Annotated in this window: 19 protein-coding genes; all 19 read right to left on the reverse strand. The window is 56.9% G+C overall.

What is annotated here, in order from left to right; genetic code table 11:
* Positions 1–5: 5 nt before the first annotated feature.
* The 19 genes from AC6HU3_RS00355 to AC6HU3_RS00445 all read right to left on the reverse strand — a co-directional run bounded on the left by AC6HU3_RS00355 (position 6) and on the right by AC6HU3_RS00445 (position 19,655).
* A complete protein-coding gene (locus AC6HU3_RS00355; RefSeq protein WP_497473824.1) occupies positions 6–1,052 on the reverse strand; it encodes a hypothetical protein in 1,047 nt (348 codons plus the stop codon).
* A 239-nt stretch (positions 1,053–1,291) separates the two neighbouring features.
* Positions 1,292–2,437 carry a glycosyltransferase family 4 protein gene (locus AC6HU3_RS00360; RefSeq protein WP_497473825.1) on the reverse strand — a complete coding sequence of 382 codons (1,146 nt, stop codon included), beginning with the start codon at positions 2,435–2,437 and terminating at the stop codon, positions 1,292–1,294.
* Positions 2,434–3,357: a glycosyltransferase family 2 protein gene (locus AC6HU3_RS00365; protein ID WP_497473826.1), complete on the reverse strand. Its 924-nt coding sequence runs from the start codon at positions 3,355–3,357 to the stop codon at positions 2,434–2,436. Before AC6HU3_RS00365 ends, AC6HU3_RS00360 begins: the two co-directional genes overlap by 4 nt.
* Before the next feature lie 21 nt (positions 3,358–3,378).
* The gene (locus AC6HU3_RS00370) at positions 3,379–4,335 is read right to left on the reverse strand and encodes a sulfotransferase family protein (RefSeq protein ID WP_497473827.1); all 957 of its coding nucleotides are present in this window, start codon (positions 4,333–4,335) and stop codon (positions 3,379–3,381) included.
* Between the two features lies 1 nt (position 4,336).
* Complete coding sequence (locus AC6HU3_RS00375) at positions 4,337–5,302, reverse strand: SDR family NAD(P)-dependent oxidoreductase (RefSeq protein WP_497473828.1); 966 nt, start codon at positions 5,300–5,302, stop codon at positions 4,337–4,339.
* Between the two features lie 6 nt (positions 5,303–5,308).
* Entirely contained in the window at positions 5,309–5,707 is a 399-nt protein-coding gene (locus tag AC6HU3_RS00380; RefSeq protein ID WP_497473829.1) for a DUF559 domain-containing protein, read from the reverse strand.
* A 53-nt stretch (positions 5,708–5,760) separates the two neighbouring features.
* Positions 5,761–6,405: an acetyltransferase gene (locus AC6HU3_RS00385; protein ID WP_497473830.1), complete on the reverse strand. Its 645-nt coding sequence runs from the start codon at positions 6,403–6,405 to the stop codon at positions 5,761–5,763.
* Positions 6,405–6,719 carry a tRNA-binding protein gene (locus AC6HU3_RS00390; RefSeq protein ID WP_497473831.1) on the reverse strand — a complete coding sequence of 105 codons (315 nt, stop codon included), beginning with the start codon at positions 6,717–6,719 and terminating at the stop codon, positions 6,405–6,407. The genes AC6HU3_RS00385 and AC6HU3_RS00390 overlap by 1 nt, the downstream gene beginning before the upstream one ends.
* A 342-nt stretch (positions 6,720–7,061) precedes the next feature.
* Positions 7,062–11,318 carry a tetratricopeptide repeat protein gene (locus AC6HU3_RS00395; RefSeq protein WP_497473832.1) on the reverse strand — a complete coding sequence of 1,419 codons (4,257 nt, stop codon included), beginning with the start codon at positions 11,316–11,318 and terminating at the stop codon, positions 7,062–7,064.
* On the reverse strand, positions 11,296–12,036 hold the full coding sequence (locus tag AC6HU3_RS00400) for a phosphocholine cytidylyltransferase family protein (RefSeq protein ID WP_497473833.1): 741 nt from the start codon (positions 12,034–12,036) through the stop codon (positions 11,296–11,298). The genes AC6HU3_RS00395 and AC6HU3_RS00400 overlap by 23 nt, the downstream gene beginning before the upstream one ends.
* Positions 12,018–13,100: a CDP-glycerol glycerophosphotransferase family protein gene (locus AC6HU3_RS00405; RefSeq protein ID WP_497473834.1), complete on the reverse strand. Its 1,083-nt coding sequence runs from the start codon at positions 13,098–13,100 to the stop codon at positions 12,018–12,020. Before AC6HU3_RS00405 ends, AC6HU3_RS00400 begins: the two co-directional genes overlap by 19 nt.
* A gap of 5 nt (positions 13,101–13,105) precedes the next feature.
* Positions 13,106–14,074, reverse strand: a complete 969-nt coding sequence (locus AC6HU3_RS00410) for an SH3 domain-containing protein (RefSeq protein WP_497473835.1) — start codon at positions 14,072–14,074, stop codon at positions 13,106–13,108.
* 39 nt (positions 14,075–14,113) lie between these two features.
* Positions 14,114–15,439, reverse strand: a complete 1,326-nt coding sequence (locus AC6HU3_RS00415) for a nucleotide sugar dehydrogenase (protein ID WP_497473836.1) — start codon at positions 15,437–15,439, stop codon at positions 14,114–14,116.
* Positions 15,423–15,974, reverse strand: coding sequence for a dTDP-4-dehydrorhamnose 3,5-epimerase (gene rfbC / locus AC6HU3_RS00420; protein WP_497473837.1), 552 nt, complete (start codon positions 15,972–15,974; stop codon positions 15,423–15,425). Before rfbC ends, AC6HU3_RS00415 begins: the two co-directional genes overlap by 17 nt.
* 13 nt (positions 15,975–15,987) lie before the next feature.
* On the reverse strand, positions 15,988–17,058 hold the full coding sequence (locus tag AC6HU3_RS00425; RefSeq protein WP_497473838.1) for a glucose-1-phosphate thymidylyltransferase: 1,071 nt from the start codon (positions 17,056–17,058) through the stop codon (positions 15,988–15,990).
* 1 nt (position 17,059) lies between these two features.
* The gene (gene kdsA, locus AC6HU3_RS00430) at positions 17,060–17,905 is read right to left on the reverse strand and encodes a 3-deoxy-8-phosphooctulonate synthase (protein ID WP_497473839.1); all 846 of its coding nucleotides are present in this window, start codon (positions 17,903–17,905) and stop codon (positions 17,060–17,062) included.
* A gap of 3 nt (positions 17,906–17,908) precedes the next feature.
* Positions 17,909–18,538, reverse strand: a complete 630-nt coding sequence (locus tag AC6HU3_RS00435; protein WP_497473840.1) for a hypothetical protein — start codon at positions 18,536–18,538, stop codon at positions 17,909–17,911.
* A 14-nt stretch (positions 18,539–18,552) separates the two neighbouring features.
* Positions 18,553–19,233 (reverse strand): hypothetical protein, encoded by a 681-nt coding sequence (locus AC6HU3_RS00440; RefSeq protein ID WP_497473841.1) that lies wholly within the window; start codon positions 19,231–19,233, stop codon positions 18,553–18,555.
* Positions 19,230–19,655, reverse strand: coding sequence for an Ig-like domain-containing protein (locus tag AC6HU3_RS00445; protein WP_497473842.1), 426 nt, complete (start codon positions 19,653–19,655; stop codon positions 19,230–19,232). Before AC6HU3_RS00445 ends, AC6HU3_RS00440 begins: the two co-directional genes overlap by 4 nt.
* Positions 19,656–19,681 lie beyond the last annotated feature (26 nt).

Genomic DNA, 19,681 nt, shown 5'->3' on the forward strand with positions numbered 1-19,681 from the left:
ACCCGCTAATCCCGCACATGGGGTTTCCGTTCTGGAAGGGAGCCGAGATACAGGAACCAGAAGGGAAGAAGCTGGACCTTCTGACGAACCAGCGTGCCCAGGTTGCCGGAAGCGGGATAAAAGGCGAGGATGAACAGGAATACGTAGATCCCCGCAAAAAGCCCAATGGTGTGAGCTGGAACCCACCGTCTTTTTCGCAGAATGGCCAGCGAGAACAGGAGGAGGATCAGATTCTCGGCAGCCGAAACGAGGGCAAACGGAGACCGAGCTTCCCAGGGAAAGGGACGAAACAGGACGGTGAGGAATCCGAGTGGGTAGAAGAGAAAAAGCATCGAGAAAGAACGGATCTCTGGAACGCGAATCGCAGAATGTCCATAAGCCGAGGCTTTTCCACGGAAAGTGGCAAAATCAAAAGCCTCATCTAACGAGTATACATTGAATGCCTCCATAACACTCCATACGGAAACCGCTGCCACAGAGATGACCAGCATTATGCCCATAAACCTAAACAAGGGATGTGCCTTGCTGGATCTTATTCCATAGACGAGCCCAAAGAGACTCAAAGAGAGAGAAAAGATGGCGGCCACGTGAGGGCGGATCCAGGCCATGCCCAGAACTCCCAGGACGATCATGACGAAATGCCGGGGAGAAAACGTCTGAAGAAATCGGTGAGAGAAAAAGGCGGCCATCCCAAGAAAGGCATACATCCAGGGGTCCTTGCCGTGAATGGACGTCCAGTACAGGGCACTGGGCATGAAAAACAGAAACAGCAGCGGAAGATCCACCACGCCACCCGGCCGGACAAAGCGGTACACGCGATAAAACCCGATCATGCCCAGAAAGGCCACCGTGGTGTTGATCACCTTCATCATCTGAGCGGAGGCACCCAAGAGTCCATAAAACACGCTGGTCTGGAGAATGTAATGAACGGTTCCGTCCCAAAGAAGAACGCGTCTCTCAACATCTTCGGGAAGCACTTGAAAACGCCTGAAATAGTCTGCGACCAAAGCCCCCACCCGATGATACATGTCGGCATCCAGACCGGTCCGCATCCGGTAAAACCCTTCCACCCAGACACCCAAGATAGTTACCACAATCAATCTAACAAGCCAAGAAGTTTGGAGCCACATTTCATCGCTTTTACGCGTGGAAAAAAGAGACACAAAAGAAAATACAAAAAGCGACGCAATCCAGGACCATACAATGCCATATTTATAGTCGGAAGAACTCCAAAAGATAGAAGCAACAGAAAGACAGAAGAGAATACCGATGGCGCTCAAATGGGTACCCTTCATTGGCTTATAATTTGATAGAAACTACGCATAAAATTTTCCCATGAAAGGACTTCTTGGGAAAACTTAAAACCGAATTCCCCCATTGCAGAACATAAGGACGGATTCTGTAAGAGATAAAGAATAGCATGGGCAAGAGCCTCGGGGTCATGTGGCTGAACAATCAATCCTGTTTTGCCGTGAACAACTTGCTCAACAATTCCACCAACCGAAGTTGCGATAACGGGCAACTTATACGCATATGCTAGCGGAATCACGCCAGATTGAGAAGCATGGATATATGGGACAACTACAAACGAAGACCGGTAGAGGAGAAAAGGTATTTCTCGTGGCAAAATCCAACGATTGAGTAAATAGGCTCTACGTAAGTTTGCAAATAGCTTTGACGAACGTCGACCAAGTTTGCCTTCTCCTGCAATCACAAGAAAGGCGCCCGTATGCATCGATTCTACAGCTTTCCACGCTTCAAGAAGCACATTTATACCTTTATATTCCAAAATCCTTCCAAAAAACAATACGACGGAAGAATCCTCCTCGATTAGTGGGAAATTTTCAGCCCAAAACTTCTTAATTTCATTAACTTTCGGATGTATCGGACGTATGAAGGTAGGAAGGGGTAAGGCTTCAACAACTTTATCTGGATGCATTTTACGGAACTTCGGCAGGAGCTTATTCGAGTGTAGAATGATAATGTCACTATTATTCACAGTCATGTTTTGAACAAATTCAATAACTTTATTCTTTTCTCCAATATGAAGTTCTGGATCATGAATCACTGTAACGACACGAGCATCATCTTTAATCCATGGCAACAGCAGGGGGAGCCATAAATGAACCATGGGTATAAATAGGATTTTCGGGCGAAACTCTCGAATCGAACGAATGATTTCAACATGATAAAGTGGATTAATCGTTCGGTAAGTAAATTCATAAATGTTCCTGTATGTGGGAATGAACTTTAAATTTATCCTTTCGCTATTATCTTCCTTCAACTTGACCCACGATCCTCTGTTTTCGATGAACTCGGAAAGTAAAACTAAAATTTCTGCATTCTCACCCATGTAGTCTAAGGCATGCTTTATGAATTTTAGTGTATAGTCTGGCAATGCTCCTCTTCTGCCCAGGTAAAGTACGGCCAATCTCATGAGCACAACCTCCTCTCATTACGCAAAAATAGCTTTCGGAGGATAGGTCTGATGCTATCCGGTATAAAAAGGGACGTCAATCGTATCGCAAACAGAGCCTGTGAAATGATTTTCGATCTTGGAACAGGATAATGGTGAAGTAAAAAATCATAGTGCCTTGACATAAACTTCCAATTATTTCTGATTGCCCAAAAGTACCATTTCATCTTTGAGAGATGCCATTGTCCACCAGATTTTGAAGGAAAATTTATATGTAAAACAGTTACATGAGGGATGAACCAAATGGCTGCTCCAATCTTCTTGGCTTGCACAGATGCACTCGTTTCTTCCCTATATCCATTTACAAGATAATCCTCTTCATAGTATACACCCATGTCAAATAATTTACGTTTCCATAAAGCGACACTTGAAAGAAACGGAACATTAATTGGTTCACCCGTATTGACATAATAAAATACTTGCAAGGTTTTCCAATCTATAAATTTCCCCTGTATATTCTTATACTGCGGTAATGGTTCAATTCGTCCATCATTAATGATAGCAGGTAAAACCCTAGGGCCGACAACATCCGCGTTTAAGCTTACCATGTATTCATAAAGTTTACATACACTACCTTTTGGGAACACAACGTCATCGTCTGTGCATAAGATTAAGTCATATGATGACTTCGATATTCCGAAATTTCGGGCGGCTGCCGAGCCAGAACGCTTACTTAAACGGTAATATATGAGATTTTTCCCAAGCATAGAATATTTGTCCTTGAACGTATTTACTACAATCGAATAGTCCTCATCGCTACAATCATCAACAACTATAACTTCTCTAAGACAGTTTTGGTGCATCAACGAATCCAAAAGGAAACGAATAACATCAACCCTATTATATGTCGGAACAACGACAGAAACGTCTGTTTGATTCATATGGCCTCCCATGCAAAAGATCTATAAACGATCCCATCGTTCAATAACTCTATCCCACCATGTTTTTAGGCTTGGGTTTAAATGGTCAAGTATGTCATGCAATTCGGCATTCTTTTCCACGTAATATTCGACAACTCTGCGAATATCTCGCTCGTCCAACTCTATATATACCTTTTCCCGCCTGTTTTCAGAAATGAATAAACCGATTTTCCTTCTAAGTGGCATCGGTATGTACGATTTAATCTTTGTTGGCAGATAAGTCTGGGAAACTTTATATAAAGCTACCGCCAGTCTACGTTTAAACTCTGGAGGGGACGATGTGTTTCTTTTCGATAGATTTACCGAATATTGGTTCTTAAGCCCTAAAAAACCCAGCATATCTTCGATAATACTCATTTGATTCAGGCCCTCCATATGTGTGATAAATAATTGGGATGGAGTAAAATATTTTAGATATTTGGAAATGATACGCGCATACTCTCCCGAAATGATCATATAAGGGCCATCTCCGATAGTATGTAAGTCGCACGAATTTCTAGCACGATCAAGGAGATCTTCTCGAAAATTTTCATCGAGAAATTCCTGAAAATTCGCTTTTACCTGTCCAAATCCTACGCGCATTCTAAATTCGGATATCAATCGCTCAACGGGATCTCGAAGCAATATGATTATTTTTACGTCTGGGAAGCATCTCTTAAGGATACAAGGTATTTCTCTGCATGACCAATAAACGGGGTCTATTTTCCCAACCTTCAACCCGTCATTTATTCGCTTTATGTTAAATACAGATGCCATAAACTTTTTCCACTCTTCTTGGTCTGGAAGTGATGAACAAGTGAACCTATGAAGATATGGCGCTTCTTTGCCCCATGGAAGCAATACTTGAGGATGCTGCGAAAGAATACCGTACAACGTCGTGGTTCCAGCCTTGGGGGCTCCAACGCAGATAAAATCAAGGGGAGGATTCAGCCTGCTCATGTCATATCTCCAGATGCTGTGCCCAGCCCCATTCGGTTTTCATCCAGTCCACGACATGCTGAAGGCCCTCATCAAGCGTCGTTTTCGGCTCCCACGAAAGAATCTCCCGCGCGCGGGTGATGTCCGCCCAGGTGGCTTTCACATCCGCCCGGTGAAAGTCCCGGAATTCCATTCTTGCCTTTTTCCCCATGAGTTTTTCCAGGAGCCCGATCACTTCCAGCAACGTGTGCGGTTCGTCAGACCCTAAATTGATAAGATGAAACCCCCGAAGATTCAACGCTGCCAGGGTTCCCCGGGCGATGTCCTCCACAAAGGTGAAATCCCGACTCTGCGTCCCATCCCCAAACACCACAAGGGGCTCATCCGCAAGGAGCCACCACACAAACCGGAAAATGCTCATGTCCGGCCGACCCGCCGGACCATACACCGTGAAATACCGCAGGACCGTGATGTCCATCCCGTACAGGTGATGATAACTATAGGCCAGCGCCTCGGCGCCCTTCTTGGACGCCGCATAGGGCGACAGGGGTTCGTTGGCGGGGAGATCCTCCCGGAAGGGCATGGGCTGACCGGCATAGAGCGACGAGGTCGAAGCAAGCACCATCCGGTTCACACCGTGAAGACGCATCATCTCCAGCACGTTGAGCGTGCCCGTGACGTTGGTGGACACATACACCCAGGGATTCTCCATGGACTGACGCACACCCGCCCGCGCCGCAAGGTGGAGCACCCCGTCAAATGCATGCTGCCCAAAAATCCGCTCCAGCGCCGGAAGATCCTCCACGTCCACCCGGTGAAAGGTGAACCCCTCACGCTTCTTCAGATCCTCCAGCCGCCAGTGCTTGAGACGGGGATCATAGGCGTCGTTCAGGTTGTCCACCCCTACCACCCGGTGGCCCCGCTCCAGAGCCATCCGTGCGGTGGCCCACCCGATGAACCCGGCACAGCCAGTGATGAGAAGGTTCATGAGATCTCACCCCCACCCCAACCCTCCCCCCAAATGAACCCCATGCGGTTTTTCAGAGAAAACCGCATGGGGACCCCGAACATAGAGGATTTTTCCTGAACGTTGACGGGGTCCCCATCCAGTTTCCTCCGGAAACTGGATGGGGTGTTTTCTCCCCTCCCCTGGTGGGAGGGGCTGGGGGAGGGGGAGCCCAGCATCTCTCGTATCCTCATCAATACGCCTTCCAAGTTGCTCAAGACCTCGTGATTCCAGACCGGAGAAAATGTACGGTCCTATGGGCTCCTGTCTGCGGAATTTTACGCCCAGTTGGCTTCTCCGTATACGAGACCACAACAGGCGCTCCGCATCTGTCATTCTTTTGCGGAAATTGCACGCGATTTTCCGAAGAGGGTGTTGATGCGTCATACTCTCATTCTACCCCTGCCTTTATTCCCTCTCATCGAAAAGGCTGCCGGGTTTCAGAATGATGCCACTTTCTCTTTGACGACTCTGGCCGGAACACCCACGGCCACAACATGGTCTGGCAAATCGTTCACCACCGCTGCACCGGCACCCACGGTGGTCCATGCCCCCACACGAACCCCAGGAATCGCCACACTCCCAATTCCCATGAACACCCCTTCTCCCAGGGTGACATGGCCGGCAAGATGCACACCGGGAGCAACGTGAACAAAATCACCGATATGGCAATCGTGATCAACGGTCGCTCCGGTGTTCACGATCACGTGCGCACCGATCACGGTGTCGGGCTGGATCACACTCCCCGCAAATACCACACTCCCGGCTCCGATGGAGACAGACCCGTGGACATATGCAGAAGGATGAATCACACGGACCCATTCCCAGCCCTCGAACGTTCGGGCAATCTGTTTGCGCATTTCGTTGGATCCCAGGGCAATCACGCCGGCCACATTTCGCAGAGTGCGGGCATCCTTCATAGAACCCAGCACCGGAACGCCCAGAATTTTCCGGCCCTGCTTCTCGAGATCGTCGTCAAACACACCTTTCACCTCATATCCCGCATCCAGAAGCGTGGCGATCACCACCTTGGCATGGCCTCCCGCCCCGATCACATACACTTCCCGGAAAACCGTTTCGGCCATCAAAACACCTCCACACCCACAGGTACCTCGCGATCGGGTTGAAGGAGGACCACTCGACCCTGCTCATCGGGAACACCCAGGACCAGTACCTCCGACTTCACCCCACCGATCACCTTCACCCCAAGATTCATCGCGCACACCACCAGCCTTCCCACCAGGTCTTCCGGTGCATACAGGTCCGTGATCTGCGCCGAAGAGGTCTTCACGCCGTGTTCGCCGAAGTCAATTTTGAGGACATATGCGGGTTTGCGGGCCTTCGGATGGGGCCGGGCTTCCACAATCCGTCCCACCCGCATCTCCAGTCCGGCAATCATCGGGGGATATTGTATGGCATCGGTTTCAAACCGTCATCCTGTCATCAGGGTTTGCCTCCAAGAACTGTGCACCCCCACCCCAACCCTCCCCCATCAAGGGGGAGGGAGCGACCATCCACGGCTTCAAAGTGCTTCCGCCCCTCCCCTGGCGGGAGGGGGTGGGGGAGGGGGACATGTCCGAACGTCATGAGGGAGAGACCGCCCCTTACGTTCTCCTGAAATGCGCACAAAAAAGCGCGTGCGGAGCAGGCGCTCCGCCTCGTCCAGGGCCTCCGGCGTGTCCACATCTCAAAGTGATACGCAAACACCCCGACATCGGAGAGCGAACACGTCTGGAAGACCTCATGTCTGTCTGCGTTCAAGTTCTTCCTGGATCGGTTCGATGGCCTGGATCAGAACACGATCTCCGGCCTCCCGGGCATAGCGTGCCGCCCTGCGAAGGAGAGACCGGGCTTTCGTGAGGTTCCCATGAGCGATGTGCAGACGCGCACAGAGAAGTCGGGCCATGGCCGCGTCCCTCCGGAGTCCCCGATCAGAAAACACCTGCAAGGCTCGCCGGGCATCGTCCAGGGAATGGGTGAGCTCCCCACGGAGCATCAGGATGGATCCCACCTCGGCCCAGAGTTCTGACGTTTCCGCATGCTGGAGGGCCTCATCCAGAAGGGCCAAGGCTTCTTCCCGCATGCCCCGTGCTTTGAAAATCCGGGCCTGAAGGATCTGAACCCGGACGTCCGCAAACGACCTTTGAAGTCCCCGTGCACGCTCCCGGGCTCGGTCGCACCACACCTGAGCCCGCGCAAGCCACCCCCGGAATTCGAGAATCTCTGCGATCTGGAGCGTTGCGATAAAAACCCCTACGGGATGACCCACTTCCTCCAGGAGACGGAGTGCGTTCCGCGCAGTGCGCAGTGCCTTTCGCGGTTGACCCAGCGCGAGTTCCACGGGCACCAGATCCAGAAACGCAAGTCCCTGGCGCATGCGATCCCCGATGGTTTCAAAGATTTTCGCAGCCTGCTGAAGCCGGTTTCGAGCCTGACGCAGCCGTCCAAGATTACGGAGAATGTGCCCCTCGCTTGCAAGATTGGCGCCCATGCCCTGAAGGTATCTCAGATCCCTGGCAATTTTTCTGGACATGCGATGATAACGAAGGGCCTCGTTGTGCCGATGGAGGGCCCGAAGCACGAGACCGATGTTGTGCTGGACCACAAGGAGAGCGTAGCGATCCCCCAGTTGATCAAACGCCTCTGCCGCACGAACAAAATATTCTCTCGCCTGGTCCATGGCTCCACGGGTTTCGTAAACGAGTCCCAGGTTGTTGAGCGCGACCGCTTCCTGGTACAGGTTCCCCCAAGAAAGAGAAACTTCCAGAGCCTTTTGAAAACAGGATTCCGCACGATCTAGATCATTCTGATGCAGCAGGGCAAGCCCCATCCTGTTCAGGGTGTCCGCCTCTTCGTGGGCCTCTCCAGCCTTGCGAAACGCCCGGATGGCGCGGGAAAATATCTGTACAGCACGTTCCAGGTTCCCCAGGAGGCTCTCGACACCGCCTTCTGATCGGAGGGCCCGGGCGGCTCCCAGAGCATCCCCCGCTGCCCGGAACAGGGCCTGCGCCCTGGCAACATGTTCCCTGGCTTTCTCCAGATCCCCCAGCAGCATGGCCACATCCGCATGGTGGGCGAGAGCCATGGCCAGAAGTCCCGGATCCTGTGCCCGCTGGGCCTCTTGCACCGCCTGGCGGGCATCCTGCAGACCCGCCTTCCCGGCACCCATCCGGAAATGGACTTCGGACCGCCCAATCAGAGATCGCACCCGGATCTCCCGGAGTGGATCTGCCGCTGGACCTTTCTCCAGCCGATCCACACAGGCTATCGCCCGGGTGTAGAACTCCATCGCCTCATCATTGGCATAGGCTTTTCTGGCGCGTTCGCCCGCTTCAAAGGAATAGCGCAACGCCTTTTCATGGTTTTCAGCGAAGAACCAGTGACGGGAGAGCATTTCCAGAATCTCCAGGTCTTCCGTGGCCTTCTCAAACTTCTGCTCCACAAAGGCGGCCACCTTCGCGTGAATCTCCCTCCGCCGGGCAAAGGAAAGGGAGCCGTAGACCACGTCCCGGATCAGTGCGTGTCTGAACCGGATGGGCTCACCCAGCGTGAGAAACCCCCGCTCGTTCAGATCACGAAGAATGGCCTCCAGCCGTTCAGGATGCGGGGCAATACCTTCCAGAAGAAACCGGTCGAACTCCCCGCCCAGAACGCTGGCATGGTGCAGGATGTCCCGATGGGAGAGTCCCAGTCTGTCCACCCGGCCAAGGATCACACCCTCCACGGTCTCTGGAAGGACCTGCTGACCTGGAGAGAATGTCCACCGGCCCCGCACCCTTCGCAGCGATCCACCCTCCACAAGGGCCCGGACAAGCTCCTCCACAAACAGCGGATTGCCCTGCGCCCGGCCCAGAATCTCCTCCTCCAGCGCCGGGGGGATCGCTCCGCCCAGGATATGGTGCAGAAGCTCTCGCGTCATGTCCGGTGAAAGTTCCTGAAGGGGCAGAGGGGTGTAATGACGGAGATCCATGAACGGTTCCGGAGATATGGGACGGAAAGAGAGAAGAAGAAGGATGGGGAGGTTTCTCAAACGCCGGGCGAGCTGGTTGATCCCCTCCATGGAAGCCCGATCCGCCCAGTGAAGGTCCTCAAGCACCAGCAACAGAGGACGGGATGCACAGCAGCGGCTCACCACATCCACAAGAAGGTCCACGGTTCGTTGTCTGCGAAGTCTGGCGTCCAGCGAACGGGTCATGGGTGTTTCCGGAAACTTCACCCCCAGCAGGTCTCCGAGGAGAGGAAGCCACGCCTCCAGCGAGGGGGTCAAATCCAGGAGGGCCTGCCGAACCTTTTCCCTCCGCACTTCTCCACGATCCACAGGGTGGAGTCCGAGAAGGCGTTCCAGGACCGCCGACCAGAGGTGAAAGGGGAGGGTGGCGCCATGGGGTTCACACCCACCCGTGATCACCTGAAACGTTTCTTCCAGCCCTGCAACAGCGTGCCGAATCAGATGGGACTTTCCGATGCCCGGATCCCCCACCACGCCGATCAGCTGGCCCTGACCCCTCTGAGCCCGCATTGCCGCCTTGCGGATCTGTTCCAGCTCTTTCTTCCGCCCCACCAGGATGGAAGAGCCCGCAGGCAGAGGGGAAGGTCGGACGGGATAAGGGCGCCGGGCCTTTCGGAGACGAAAAAGACGGATGGGCGAGCGTTTTCCCTTGAGCCGGATCTCACCTTCATCCCGGACAGGGAATCTGGAGCTCACCCTGCGCTGGACCGATGCGGTGATGAGACATGTCCCTCCCCGGGCCTTTCCGGCAAGCCGGGCTGCAACATTGGCGACGTCTCCCATCACCGTGATTTCTCGCCGGAGGTCAGATCCCACCGGTCCCACAAACACTCTCCCCCGGTGGACTCCTCCGGCGAACGTCCATCCCGGCACATCCATCATCTCTTCAAGGAACAGACAGGCACGCCGCTCCACATCCTCCACGGCATGGGGATAGCCAAACACAGCGAGAAGGCGATGCCCCCTCCGATCCACATCCAGCCGGGTGATGGTTCCTCCCAGGGCTTCGGCCACCTGACGAATGTGGGCATAAACGTTCCGGAAACGTGCCAGGGCCTCATCGGGCTCCCGCCCCAGACGTCCACGAAACCGGAGGAACACCACGCCCAGGTTGCGATGCTCCCCGTCCTTGGGGGTGAGGGCAGGGCGTGCGGCAATGCGGTCATAGAGCCATTCGGGAACATAGGGGCGGATGCGCTCCAGGGCTCTGGTGAGCCCGGAAAGATCCCGAACCTCGGGCACGGGATTCAACCCCGGTGGGGGAGGGTGATCCCGCAGGCGGATCACGCGAAACGTTCCATCCTTTTGCTGGCGCAGAACCGCCACGGACCGGAGATGGGGTACCAGTTCAGGTCCCACAAGGATGTCTCCCGCACGGGCTCGATCCTCGAGATCCACAAGCCGGTGAAACACCCCGCCGGCAAACGCATAATCCCGGCCAAGGTCCAGAAACCGCGCCCGTCCGGACGCAAGGGCTGCGTGCATTCGGATCCGAAAGGTCCCCACATCCGTTTGAACGGCTCCATGACGATCCACATGCTCCATGCAGGAACGGATCGCAGCCAGCGCCCACAGAGCCGAACGGTCCGAACTTCCTGGAAAATAGGCCATCAGCGCATCTCCCGCAAACCGGAGGATCTCACCTCCCCACATCCGGATTTCCCGAACCAGTGGGTCAAGAAACCGGTTCACAAGCAAGGTGAGTTCTTCTGCTCCACGGGGACCCTTTCGGGCAAGGCGTTCGGTGAGGGGCGTGAATCCAGAGATATCCAGAAACACAAACGTTCCGTCCATCACCGTCACGGGATCCGCCCGGTCGGCGGCGATTTTTCGGCGGAGAAATCCCGAAGGGAGGAACGCCGCAAGGACCCTGAACATCTGGGTCAGATGTTCATGAAGCGTACGGTTGTCGCCCTGCTCCAGAAGGGGTTGAAGAACCTGCGGGGGAAGGACCGAATGAAGATCTTCAGGGACAGGCCGCCGCGCCATATCCCCTCCCCTCCTGCCATTTTCGGGTCTGAAGACGGCGCTCCGCCTCGTCCAGGGCTTCCGGCGTGTCCACATCCAGCCAGAGGCGGGGCGCCCGCACCCACTGCACCAAAAGCACCCCCGCCCGGAGGGCAAGCTCCAGGGCATCCGCGATGCCAAAGGCCTCCTGACGCGACACTTCCACAAAAAAGGGCAGGATCTCCCGGTTCAGACGAAACATCCCGATGTCCACCCCGTCAAACCGTTCCAGGGTCTTGGAGAACGCCGGCGGATCCAGGGACACCTTCATGCCGTCCGGAAGATCAAAGATGGCCTCCACAAAGGGATCCACCCAGATCCGGTTTTCGCCTGCCCTCAGCGAGACGAGGTCCTCCAGAAGTTCCGGCGCATACAGATGATCCGACATCAGCACCCCCACCTCCGGGAGGTCCTCCAGCGCCCGTTTCAATCCGGCCCACAGGGTGTCCCCGTTCCCCCGCTCCCACCGGGCATGGTGGATGCACTCCACGCCATATTTCTCAAGCACCGCAAAGGGTTCGTGCAGGGCCCCTGTGACCACCCAGATGCGCTCCACCCCCAGGTCCCGAAGCACTTCCAGATTCCAGAAGATCAGGGGTTTCCCGGCAACCGGAACCAGCGCCTTGGGGATCTCCTCACCCGTGCGGGAGCGAAGTCTCGTCCCGGCGCCTCCCGCCGGAATCACGACACCGCGCAGCATCGTTCCATCACCTCCAGCGCCCGCAAACTCGCCCTGCCATCCACCGGATGAAAGAGTCCTTCCAGAACCGCCTTTCGCCGTTCACGCGCCTCCTCGTCCGGCGATTGCGCCCGGAAGAAGGCCTCCGGAATTTCCTCCGCCCGCTCGATCACCGGGAACACTCCCCGGAAAAGCTCCCGGGGAGAAACGGCCAGCAGGGGTTCCCCGTCCGAATGACGAAGGCGCTCTTCCGGAAGGGCCACAAAGATCACAGGTTTGCCCACCGCAGCGAACTCAAAGGCCACGCTGGAGGCTTCCGTGATCACTCCATCCGCCATGGCGAGAAAGGGCAAAATGTCCCGTTCCTCCGGCGGCACAAGCCGGGCGTGGGGAAACCGGGGCACAAGGGCCTCAAACAGGCGGTGATGACGATGGGGGGCATATTTCCCCTCCCAGGAATACGGATGGAGTTTGATGAGCAGGTTGAAGTCCCGCGTGGCCGGAAGGAGATCCTCCCCGATGAGGTCAATGCTGGAGGGTTTGTAGGTGGGGGCATAGAGCAGGGTGGGTTTGTTCGGGTCCAGCCCCCACGCTCCAAGCAGGCGCTCTCGCTCTCTCTGGAGACGCGGATAGGGGTCCAGTTTGATGTAGCCCACGATGTGCACCCGGAACGCCCCTTCCCCCACGTGCCGGCGGATCTCCTTTTCCCTGTGGGGTCCTTCCACCATCAGGTGATAGGGGACGTTTCGCTGTTTGCGGAGAAACCGGTACATCACCGTTTTGAAGCCCGTTCCGTGGTTCACCAGCACAACCGGCCGATCCCCGAACATCCGGGGGTTGGACAGAAAATCCGTGGTCACCACCACGTCCACATCCGGGGGCATCTCGGGCTCAGCGGGAACGCCCCGGGAACGGAGGGTGTTCAAAAACTCCGCCTTCCGGGATCTGCGGAAAACCAGCCACTTCCGAAGGGGCGCATCCCCCGGCATCACCACCACGTCATGCCCCTGCCGGAGGGCTTCCTCCACCAGAGGCCCCACAGCCGGCCAGTGGTACAGATGATGGAGAAACACACCGATCTTCACGGGAATCAGGCCGGGGCTTTGCGGATCTCAACGAGTTCTTCTGAAAATTCTCCGTCCATATACCAGGCCACCCCCGCCTGTCTGGCCCGGTCCCGGGCATCCCCCACCCATTCTTCACCCACCACCACGCCCAGGGCGTCCACGCCTGCATCCCGCAGAACGCTTGCCCGGCGGGCTGCGCGCTCCACATCCTTTCCGTTCACCCGGAGGGAAACCTCCACCACCAGCACCTTTCCGCCTTTCCACCACACAAGATCGGCAAGAAACACGCTGTCTGTGAGGTTCGGTATTCGTGCAATCTGTTCCCCAAGAAGCGACTGAATCCTTCGCTGAATGTCCGGATGTTCGGGAGATCCCCCCTCCCCACCGGCAAAAAGCACCGGCGCACTGCGGATGATTCGCTGCTCATACCGCTCTCCACGACGGCGCCCCTCTTCGCCTTTTCGCCATTCCTGCAGATCCTGAAGGACGGGAAGCACCTCGTCCCGCAGTGTGATTTTGATCGCCCGAATCTCCTCCCAGATCCGACGGTTTTCTTCCTTGAGAGCCTCGATCTCCTGCCAGATTTTCTGGTTCTCTTCCCGAAGTTGCCGGATATCCTCTTTGATCGCTTCAATCTCTTTCCAGATTTTCTGGTTTTCTTTCTTGATCTCGCGGATATCCTCCTTGATGGCGGCAATTTCTTTCCAGATTTTCTGGTTCTCTTCTTTGAGAGCCTGAATCTCCTGCCAGATCCTGTGATTTTCTTCTTTGATCGCCTGAATTTCTTCCCATATCTTGCGGTTCTCTTCTTCGATCCGGGCAATCCGTTCCAGCATCTCTTCCTGGACGGCGAGGGAGCGGTCCATTTTTTCCGGGAGGGCAAGGAGATCCTCTGTGAGGAGGATTTGACGCAAACGAGCCTTCCACTCCGGGCGCTCTTCCAGAACCCGGAGAAGGTCAAGGAAAACCTGTTCCCTTCTCGTTCGTGCCATGATAGCAGATGATACAGGATGCCCCGGGAACCACCAACCTCACAGGAAAAACACCCGGTCCTCCGGGAAGGACACACCCCGCCGGCGCAGGGCGTTCCGGGTGTCCAGAATCAGGCTGGCCTGGGTGACGATCTGTTCATAAGGAACCCGGTCGTGATCCGTCGTGATCACCACGAGATCCTGTTCCTGAAGGGTTTCCGGTGTGAGGGGCACACTCCGGTATGTGGGGCCCCCATCCAGCCTGACCTCCGGAACATGGGGGTCGTGATAGACCACCTCCGCCTGGCGCTTCCGGAGCTCTTCCAGAAGGTCCAGCGCCGGGGATTCCCGCACGTCTCCCACGTTGGGTTTGTAGGCCACACCCAGAAGGAGGATCTTCGCACCCCGCGCGGGTTTCCCATGGGCGTTCAGAAGATCCACGATCCTTGAGACCACAAACAGGGGCATCTGGGCGTTCACCGTGGTGGCCACCTCCACAAGCTGGGGAACAAAGCGGTATTGCCGGGCTTTCCAGGTGAGATATTTCGGATCCACCGGGATGCAGTGCCCGCCGATCCCCGGACCCGGGAGAAACTTCATGAACCCAAAGGGTTTGGTGGCCGCCGCCTCGATCACCTCCCACACATCCACCCCCATGAGATAACAGATCTGGGCGAGTTCGTTCACCAGGGCGATGTTGACGTTGCGAAAGGTGTTCTCAAGGAGTTTCGCCATCTCCGCCGCCCGGGCGGAGGACACCGGGTGCACCCGTTCAATGGCAAGACTGTAGAAAGCTTCCATCAGTGCGGTGGAACGAGGATCCACGCCCCCCACCACCTTGGGAATTTTTCGGACCGTGAACACCGGGTCCCCCGGGTTGATCCGCTCCGGAGAAAACCCGAGAAAGACGTCCTCGCCCACCCGGAATCCCGCTTCTTCCAGCATGGGCTTCACCAGTTCCTCCGTGGTGCCCGGATAGGTGGTGCTTTCCAGAACCATCAGCATGCCCGGATGGACATGGGGCAAAAGGCTCCGGAGAGCCTGAACCACATAGCTCAGGTCAGGTTCTCCAGACTTGGAAAGGGGCGTGGGCACGGTGATGAGCACCACGTCCGCTTCCCCGAGCACCCCGTAGTCCGTGGTGGGGCGAAACCGCCCCCGGGCGAGGGCCTCCGCCAACCAGGAAGAAGGCACGTCTTCCACATAGCTCCGGCCTTCCCGGAGGACCTGAACCTTTTCCGAACTCACGTCCACACCCAGGACCATGAGACCAGCTTCCTCAAAGGCCTGGGCGAGGGGGAGGCCCACATAGCCCAGCCCCACCACACCCAGCACCGCTTCTTTCGCGCGAATTTTCTCAAGTTGCTTCTCAAAATGCGAGTTCATGCAGAACCTCCTTCAGAAGGGGGGCGTTCCGGTCTTTCTCCGAGAGGATGGGATCTTCCAGAGGCCAGGGAAGCCCGATCTCCGGGTCATCAAACCGGACGGCCCGGTCCAGGGAAGGGTCGTATTCTTCGGTGGTCTTATACAGCACCCAGGCTTCCTCCGACAGCACCTGAAAGCCGTGGGCAAAGCCAGGTGGAATCCAGAAAAGCCGGGGGTGTTCGTCGGAGAGTTCCACCGCCACCCATTTCCGGAAGGTGGGGGACGACGGGCGGATGTCCACCGCCACATCCCAGATCCGTCCTTTCACCACCGTCACAAGCTTGCCCTGGGCTTTCGGCGCACGCTGAAAGTGAAGCCCCCGGATCACCCGATGCACCGAGCGGGAGAGGTTGTCCTGCACAAAGGCATGGGGGATATGGGGAGCAAATTCCGAGTGCTTGAACAGTTCCAGGAAATGACCCCGGTGATCCGGATACACCCGGGGTTCCACAAGAAGGACTCCGGGAAGCTCCGTCTCATGAAAGGCGAAGGGCACGCTTTTCTCCCCGTTAGAACTGGATTTCTGCGTCGTCCCCGATGAGGAGGCGCAGGGCTTTCCGGACCTGGCCGTCTGTTTTCCGGACAAGGCTTCGATGGCCGATGAGGCTGTCTTCCAGGTGTTCCACCCCTTCCACCACGGCTTTGTCCAGAATCACGCTGTGCTCCACGCTGCTTCTCTGAATGCGGGCACGGGCGCCCACGCTGGTGTAGGGGCCCACAAAGGCATCTTCCACCACCGCGCCCTCCCCGATCACCACCGGTCCCCGTATGACACTGCGCACCACCCGGGCTCCCTTCCGGACCTCCACCCGTCCCACGATCTGGCTCTCCTGGATGTCCGCGTCTGGCGCCACCCGCCGCTGGATCCAGTCGTCCAGCACCACCCGGTTGGCTTCCAGAAGATCGTCCTTCTTTCCGGTGTCCAGCCACCACCCTTCCAGCTCAAAGGCCAGCACCCGGTGCCCCCGATCCACCAGCCCCTGAATGGCGTCGGTGATCTCATATTCCCCTCGCCAGGAAGGCTGAAGGGTTTCGATGATTTCGTGAACCAGCGAGGTGAACAAATACACCCCCACCAGGGCAAGGTCGGACGGAGGATCTTTGGGTTTCTCCACCAGACGGACCACCTTGCCGCTTTCGTCCACCACCGCCACGCCAAAGGCCCGGGGATCTGGCACCCGTTTGAGAAGGATCAGGGCATCGGGATTCTCCTCCCGGAAGGTCTCCACAAACGCCCGGATGGGCGAGCCGATCAGGTTGTCCCCGAGATACATGACAAAGGGGTCCTCTCCCAGGAAGTCCCGGGCGGTCTTTACGGCATGAGCCAGCCCCAGGGGGGCTTCCTGAACGATGAAGGTGAACCGGTGCCTCCAGGGATTGGACTCAAGGCTTGCCCGGATCTGATCCCCCGTCTCCGGTGCCAGGATCACCCCCACATCGTGAATCCCGGCATCGGCAAGCTGGTCCATCACATAGTGGAGGATGGGTTTGCCGGCCACGGGCACAAGCTGTTTGGGAAGGGTGTAGGTGAGGGGACGCAATCTTGTCCCCTTCCCCCCGGAGAGAACCAGCGCCTTCATCTCACCCCTCCTTGACATACCGGTCCAGATCCACCAGCTGTTTCAGAAGGGGCTCGGCCTGATCCAGAGGAAGCATGGACGAAGCGTCGGACAGAGCCTCCGGTGGATTCGGGTGCATTTCGATGAAGATGCCGTCCACTCCCACGGCGGCCCCGGCCCGGGCGATGTAGGGGATGAACTCCGGTGCGCCTCCCCGGGGGTCTTTGGAAGGCACACCATATCGCCGGACCGGATGAGAGGCGTCCAGAATCACGGGATGACCGAGTTTGCGCATGATGGGGATGCTCCGGAAGTCCACCACCAGGTTGTGATATCCAAAGGCCACGCCCCGCTCGGTGAGCATGATCCGCTCGTTGCCCAGGCTTTTGTATTTCGCCAGGATGTTTCCGGCGTCTTCCGGGGCGAGAAACTGCCCTTTCTTCACGTTGATGGGTTTGCCGGTGCGGGCGGCGGCTTCGGCGAGACTCGTCTGCATGGAGAGAAAGGCGGGGATTTGAAGGACGTCCACCACCTCCGCGGCCGGCGAGGCCTGTTCGGGTAGGTGGATGTCGGTGAGCACCGGGACGTCGAAGGTTCGTTTCACCTTCTCCAGCATCCGCAGGCCTTCTTCCAGGCCCGGACCTCGATAAAATTCCACCCGGGAACGGTTATCCTTCCAGAAGGAGGCCTTGAACACCCAGGGGATGCCCAGGCGGGTGGTGAGATCCTTCAGGCGTTCGGCGGTGCGCATCACCACGCCCTCGGTTTCCAGCACGCACGGACCCGCGATGAGCACAAAGGGCCGGGTGCCCCCGATCACCACACCGGGGGCGATGTCCATTTCTTTCACCGGATGAATGAGAGCCATGCCTTACCTCCACGTTCGAGATACACCCAGACGGACGCCCGTGTCTTTCGGATCCTTCCACCATCGGATGAAACTCCCGCCCACGGTCCAGTTCCCGGGCAGGGCGACCGCAACGGCCATTCCCGAGTTCGCATAACCATAGCCCAGACGTACCCAGAACCAGTCGGGAAGTCCGAGCCCCACATGGACTCCGCCCAGGACGAAAAAGGGGAACATGTCCACCCCCCGGGGAACACCTGCCTGGAAAGTCACGCCTCCGGAGACCCCTCCTTCCAGCCTCAGCCGGGTGATCGGGAGAAGGAGGGAAAGCCGTGCGAGCAGGGCGGGGTTCACCGAAAGGGCCTCACCCGTGAAGGAAGGATCCGCATATCGATAGGTTCCTCCGAAGAGAAACGCTGCGAGATCGACCCGGAACCACCGGGAGAAGTGAGTGAGCCCCCCCGAAAGCCCCGCCATGGTTCCCTCCTCCCCAGCATACTGAGCCGGCACCTTCACGACCTCTCCACCAACCCAGGAACCTTTCCGGGGTGCGGGAGGCTCAGGCGGGAAGCCGACCGGATGAGGAACATAAATTCGTCCTCCGCATGCGGCAAGCAGGAGGCTGCCTGCGGCCATGGCAATTTTTTTCATCATCGCTCCGCCCTCCTTCAGGCGCCCATATCCTTCCATATCCCCGCTGAAAAGGAAAGCCCTGGCAGATGCAGCCCTGGCCAGGGCCAGAGAAGCGAACCACCCACGGTCCATTCCTGATGAATTCGAACGGTTTCTGACACGCCTAAGCCCCAGAACCCCACACCCACCCGTACCCAGTAGTGATCGGGAACGCCTCCTCCGCCAAACGCTTCCAGAGAAGGAGACCATGGGAACACACGTAAATACCGCGTATACGCCTTTGGATAGGGTTGCTCATCCATGCCTGCGCCCACCCCGATTTCAACATGTATGCCTGAAGAGGAAAACGAAATCCACCGGAGACGGAACATTTGTCGAAGGGCAAGGCCTTCTTTCCACACCCGAATACCCCTGTAGTCCACATACGTCAGCCATCCTCCGTACACCCCACCCGCAAGTTCAAACCCCACGGATCCGGTCAGCTGACCTACTCGAAATCTCATGCCCCCACCCAGAATCCGTTCATCCGTGCCTGCAGAAATCATGATCCCATCCATTCCCAAGTCCATGCCGGGACCAAGAGCCGGCGATCCGGGAGGGAGAAAGGTCGTGAAAGGAGGAAGAACCTGGACCACATCGGCCACGACCGGGGAAGGCAGACTGAGCCCCGCAAGCAGGATACACAGGAGTGCTGTGTTGCGTTTCCAGCCCATCATCGCTTTTCCTGCTCGGACTCCACCGAATCGGACGAAGGCGGCACAAATCCTTCGAGAATCAGCGTTCGGGAGACCTTTCCTGCGTTGTCCCAGTAGTCCCAGACTTCCAGGGTGAGGCGGAGGGTTTCGGAAGACGGGTGGAACCGGGCGGTATCCACCACCCAGAGAAGTTCAAGGGGAGGGGTGGAATCCGCCGCGACCACCTGATCGTTCACCTTCATCACCGCCCGCACGACCTCGCTGGAGTCCACCGCCTCAAACACCACCCCCACCGTGTCACCCTGGCCTATGGAAAATCCCTCCGGCGGGTGAATGAGGTTCACGGTCGGAGGGGTGGTGTCGGGCTTGCCGGGCGGCGGCGCCCGGTGTCCGCAGGCATACAGCGCCAGCGCACAGACCATCAACCCGCGTTTTCCGATCATGGGTGCCTCAGCACTCCGCACGTGGG

The sequence above is a fragment of the Caldifarcimen microaerophilum genome, assembly GCF_055387105.1.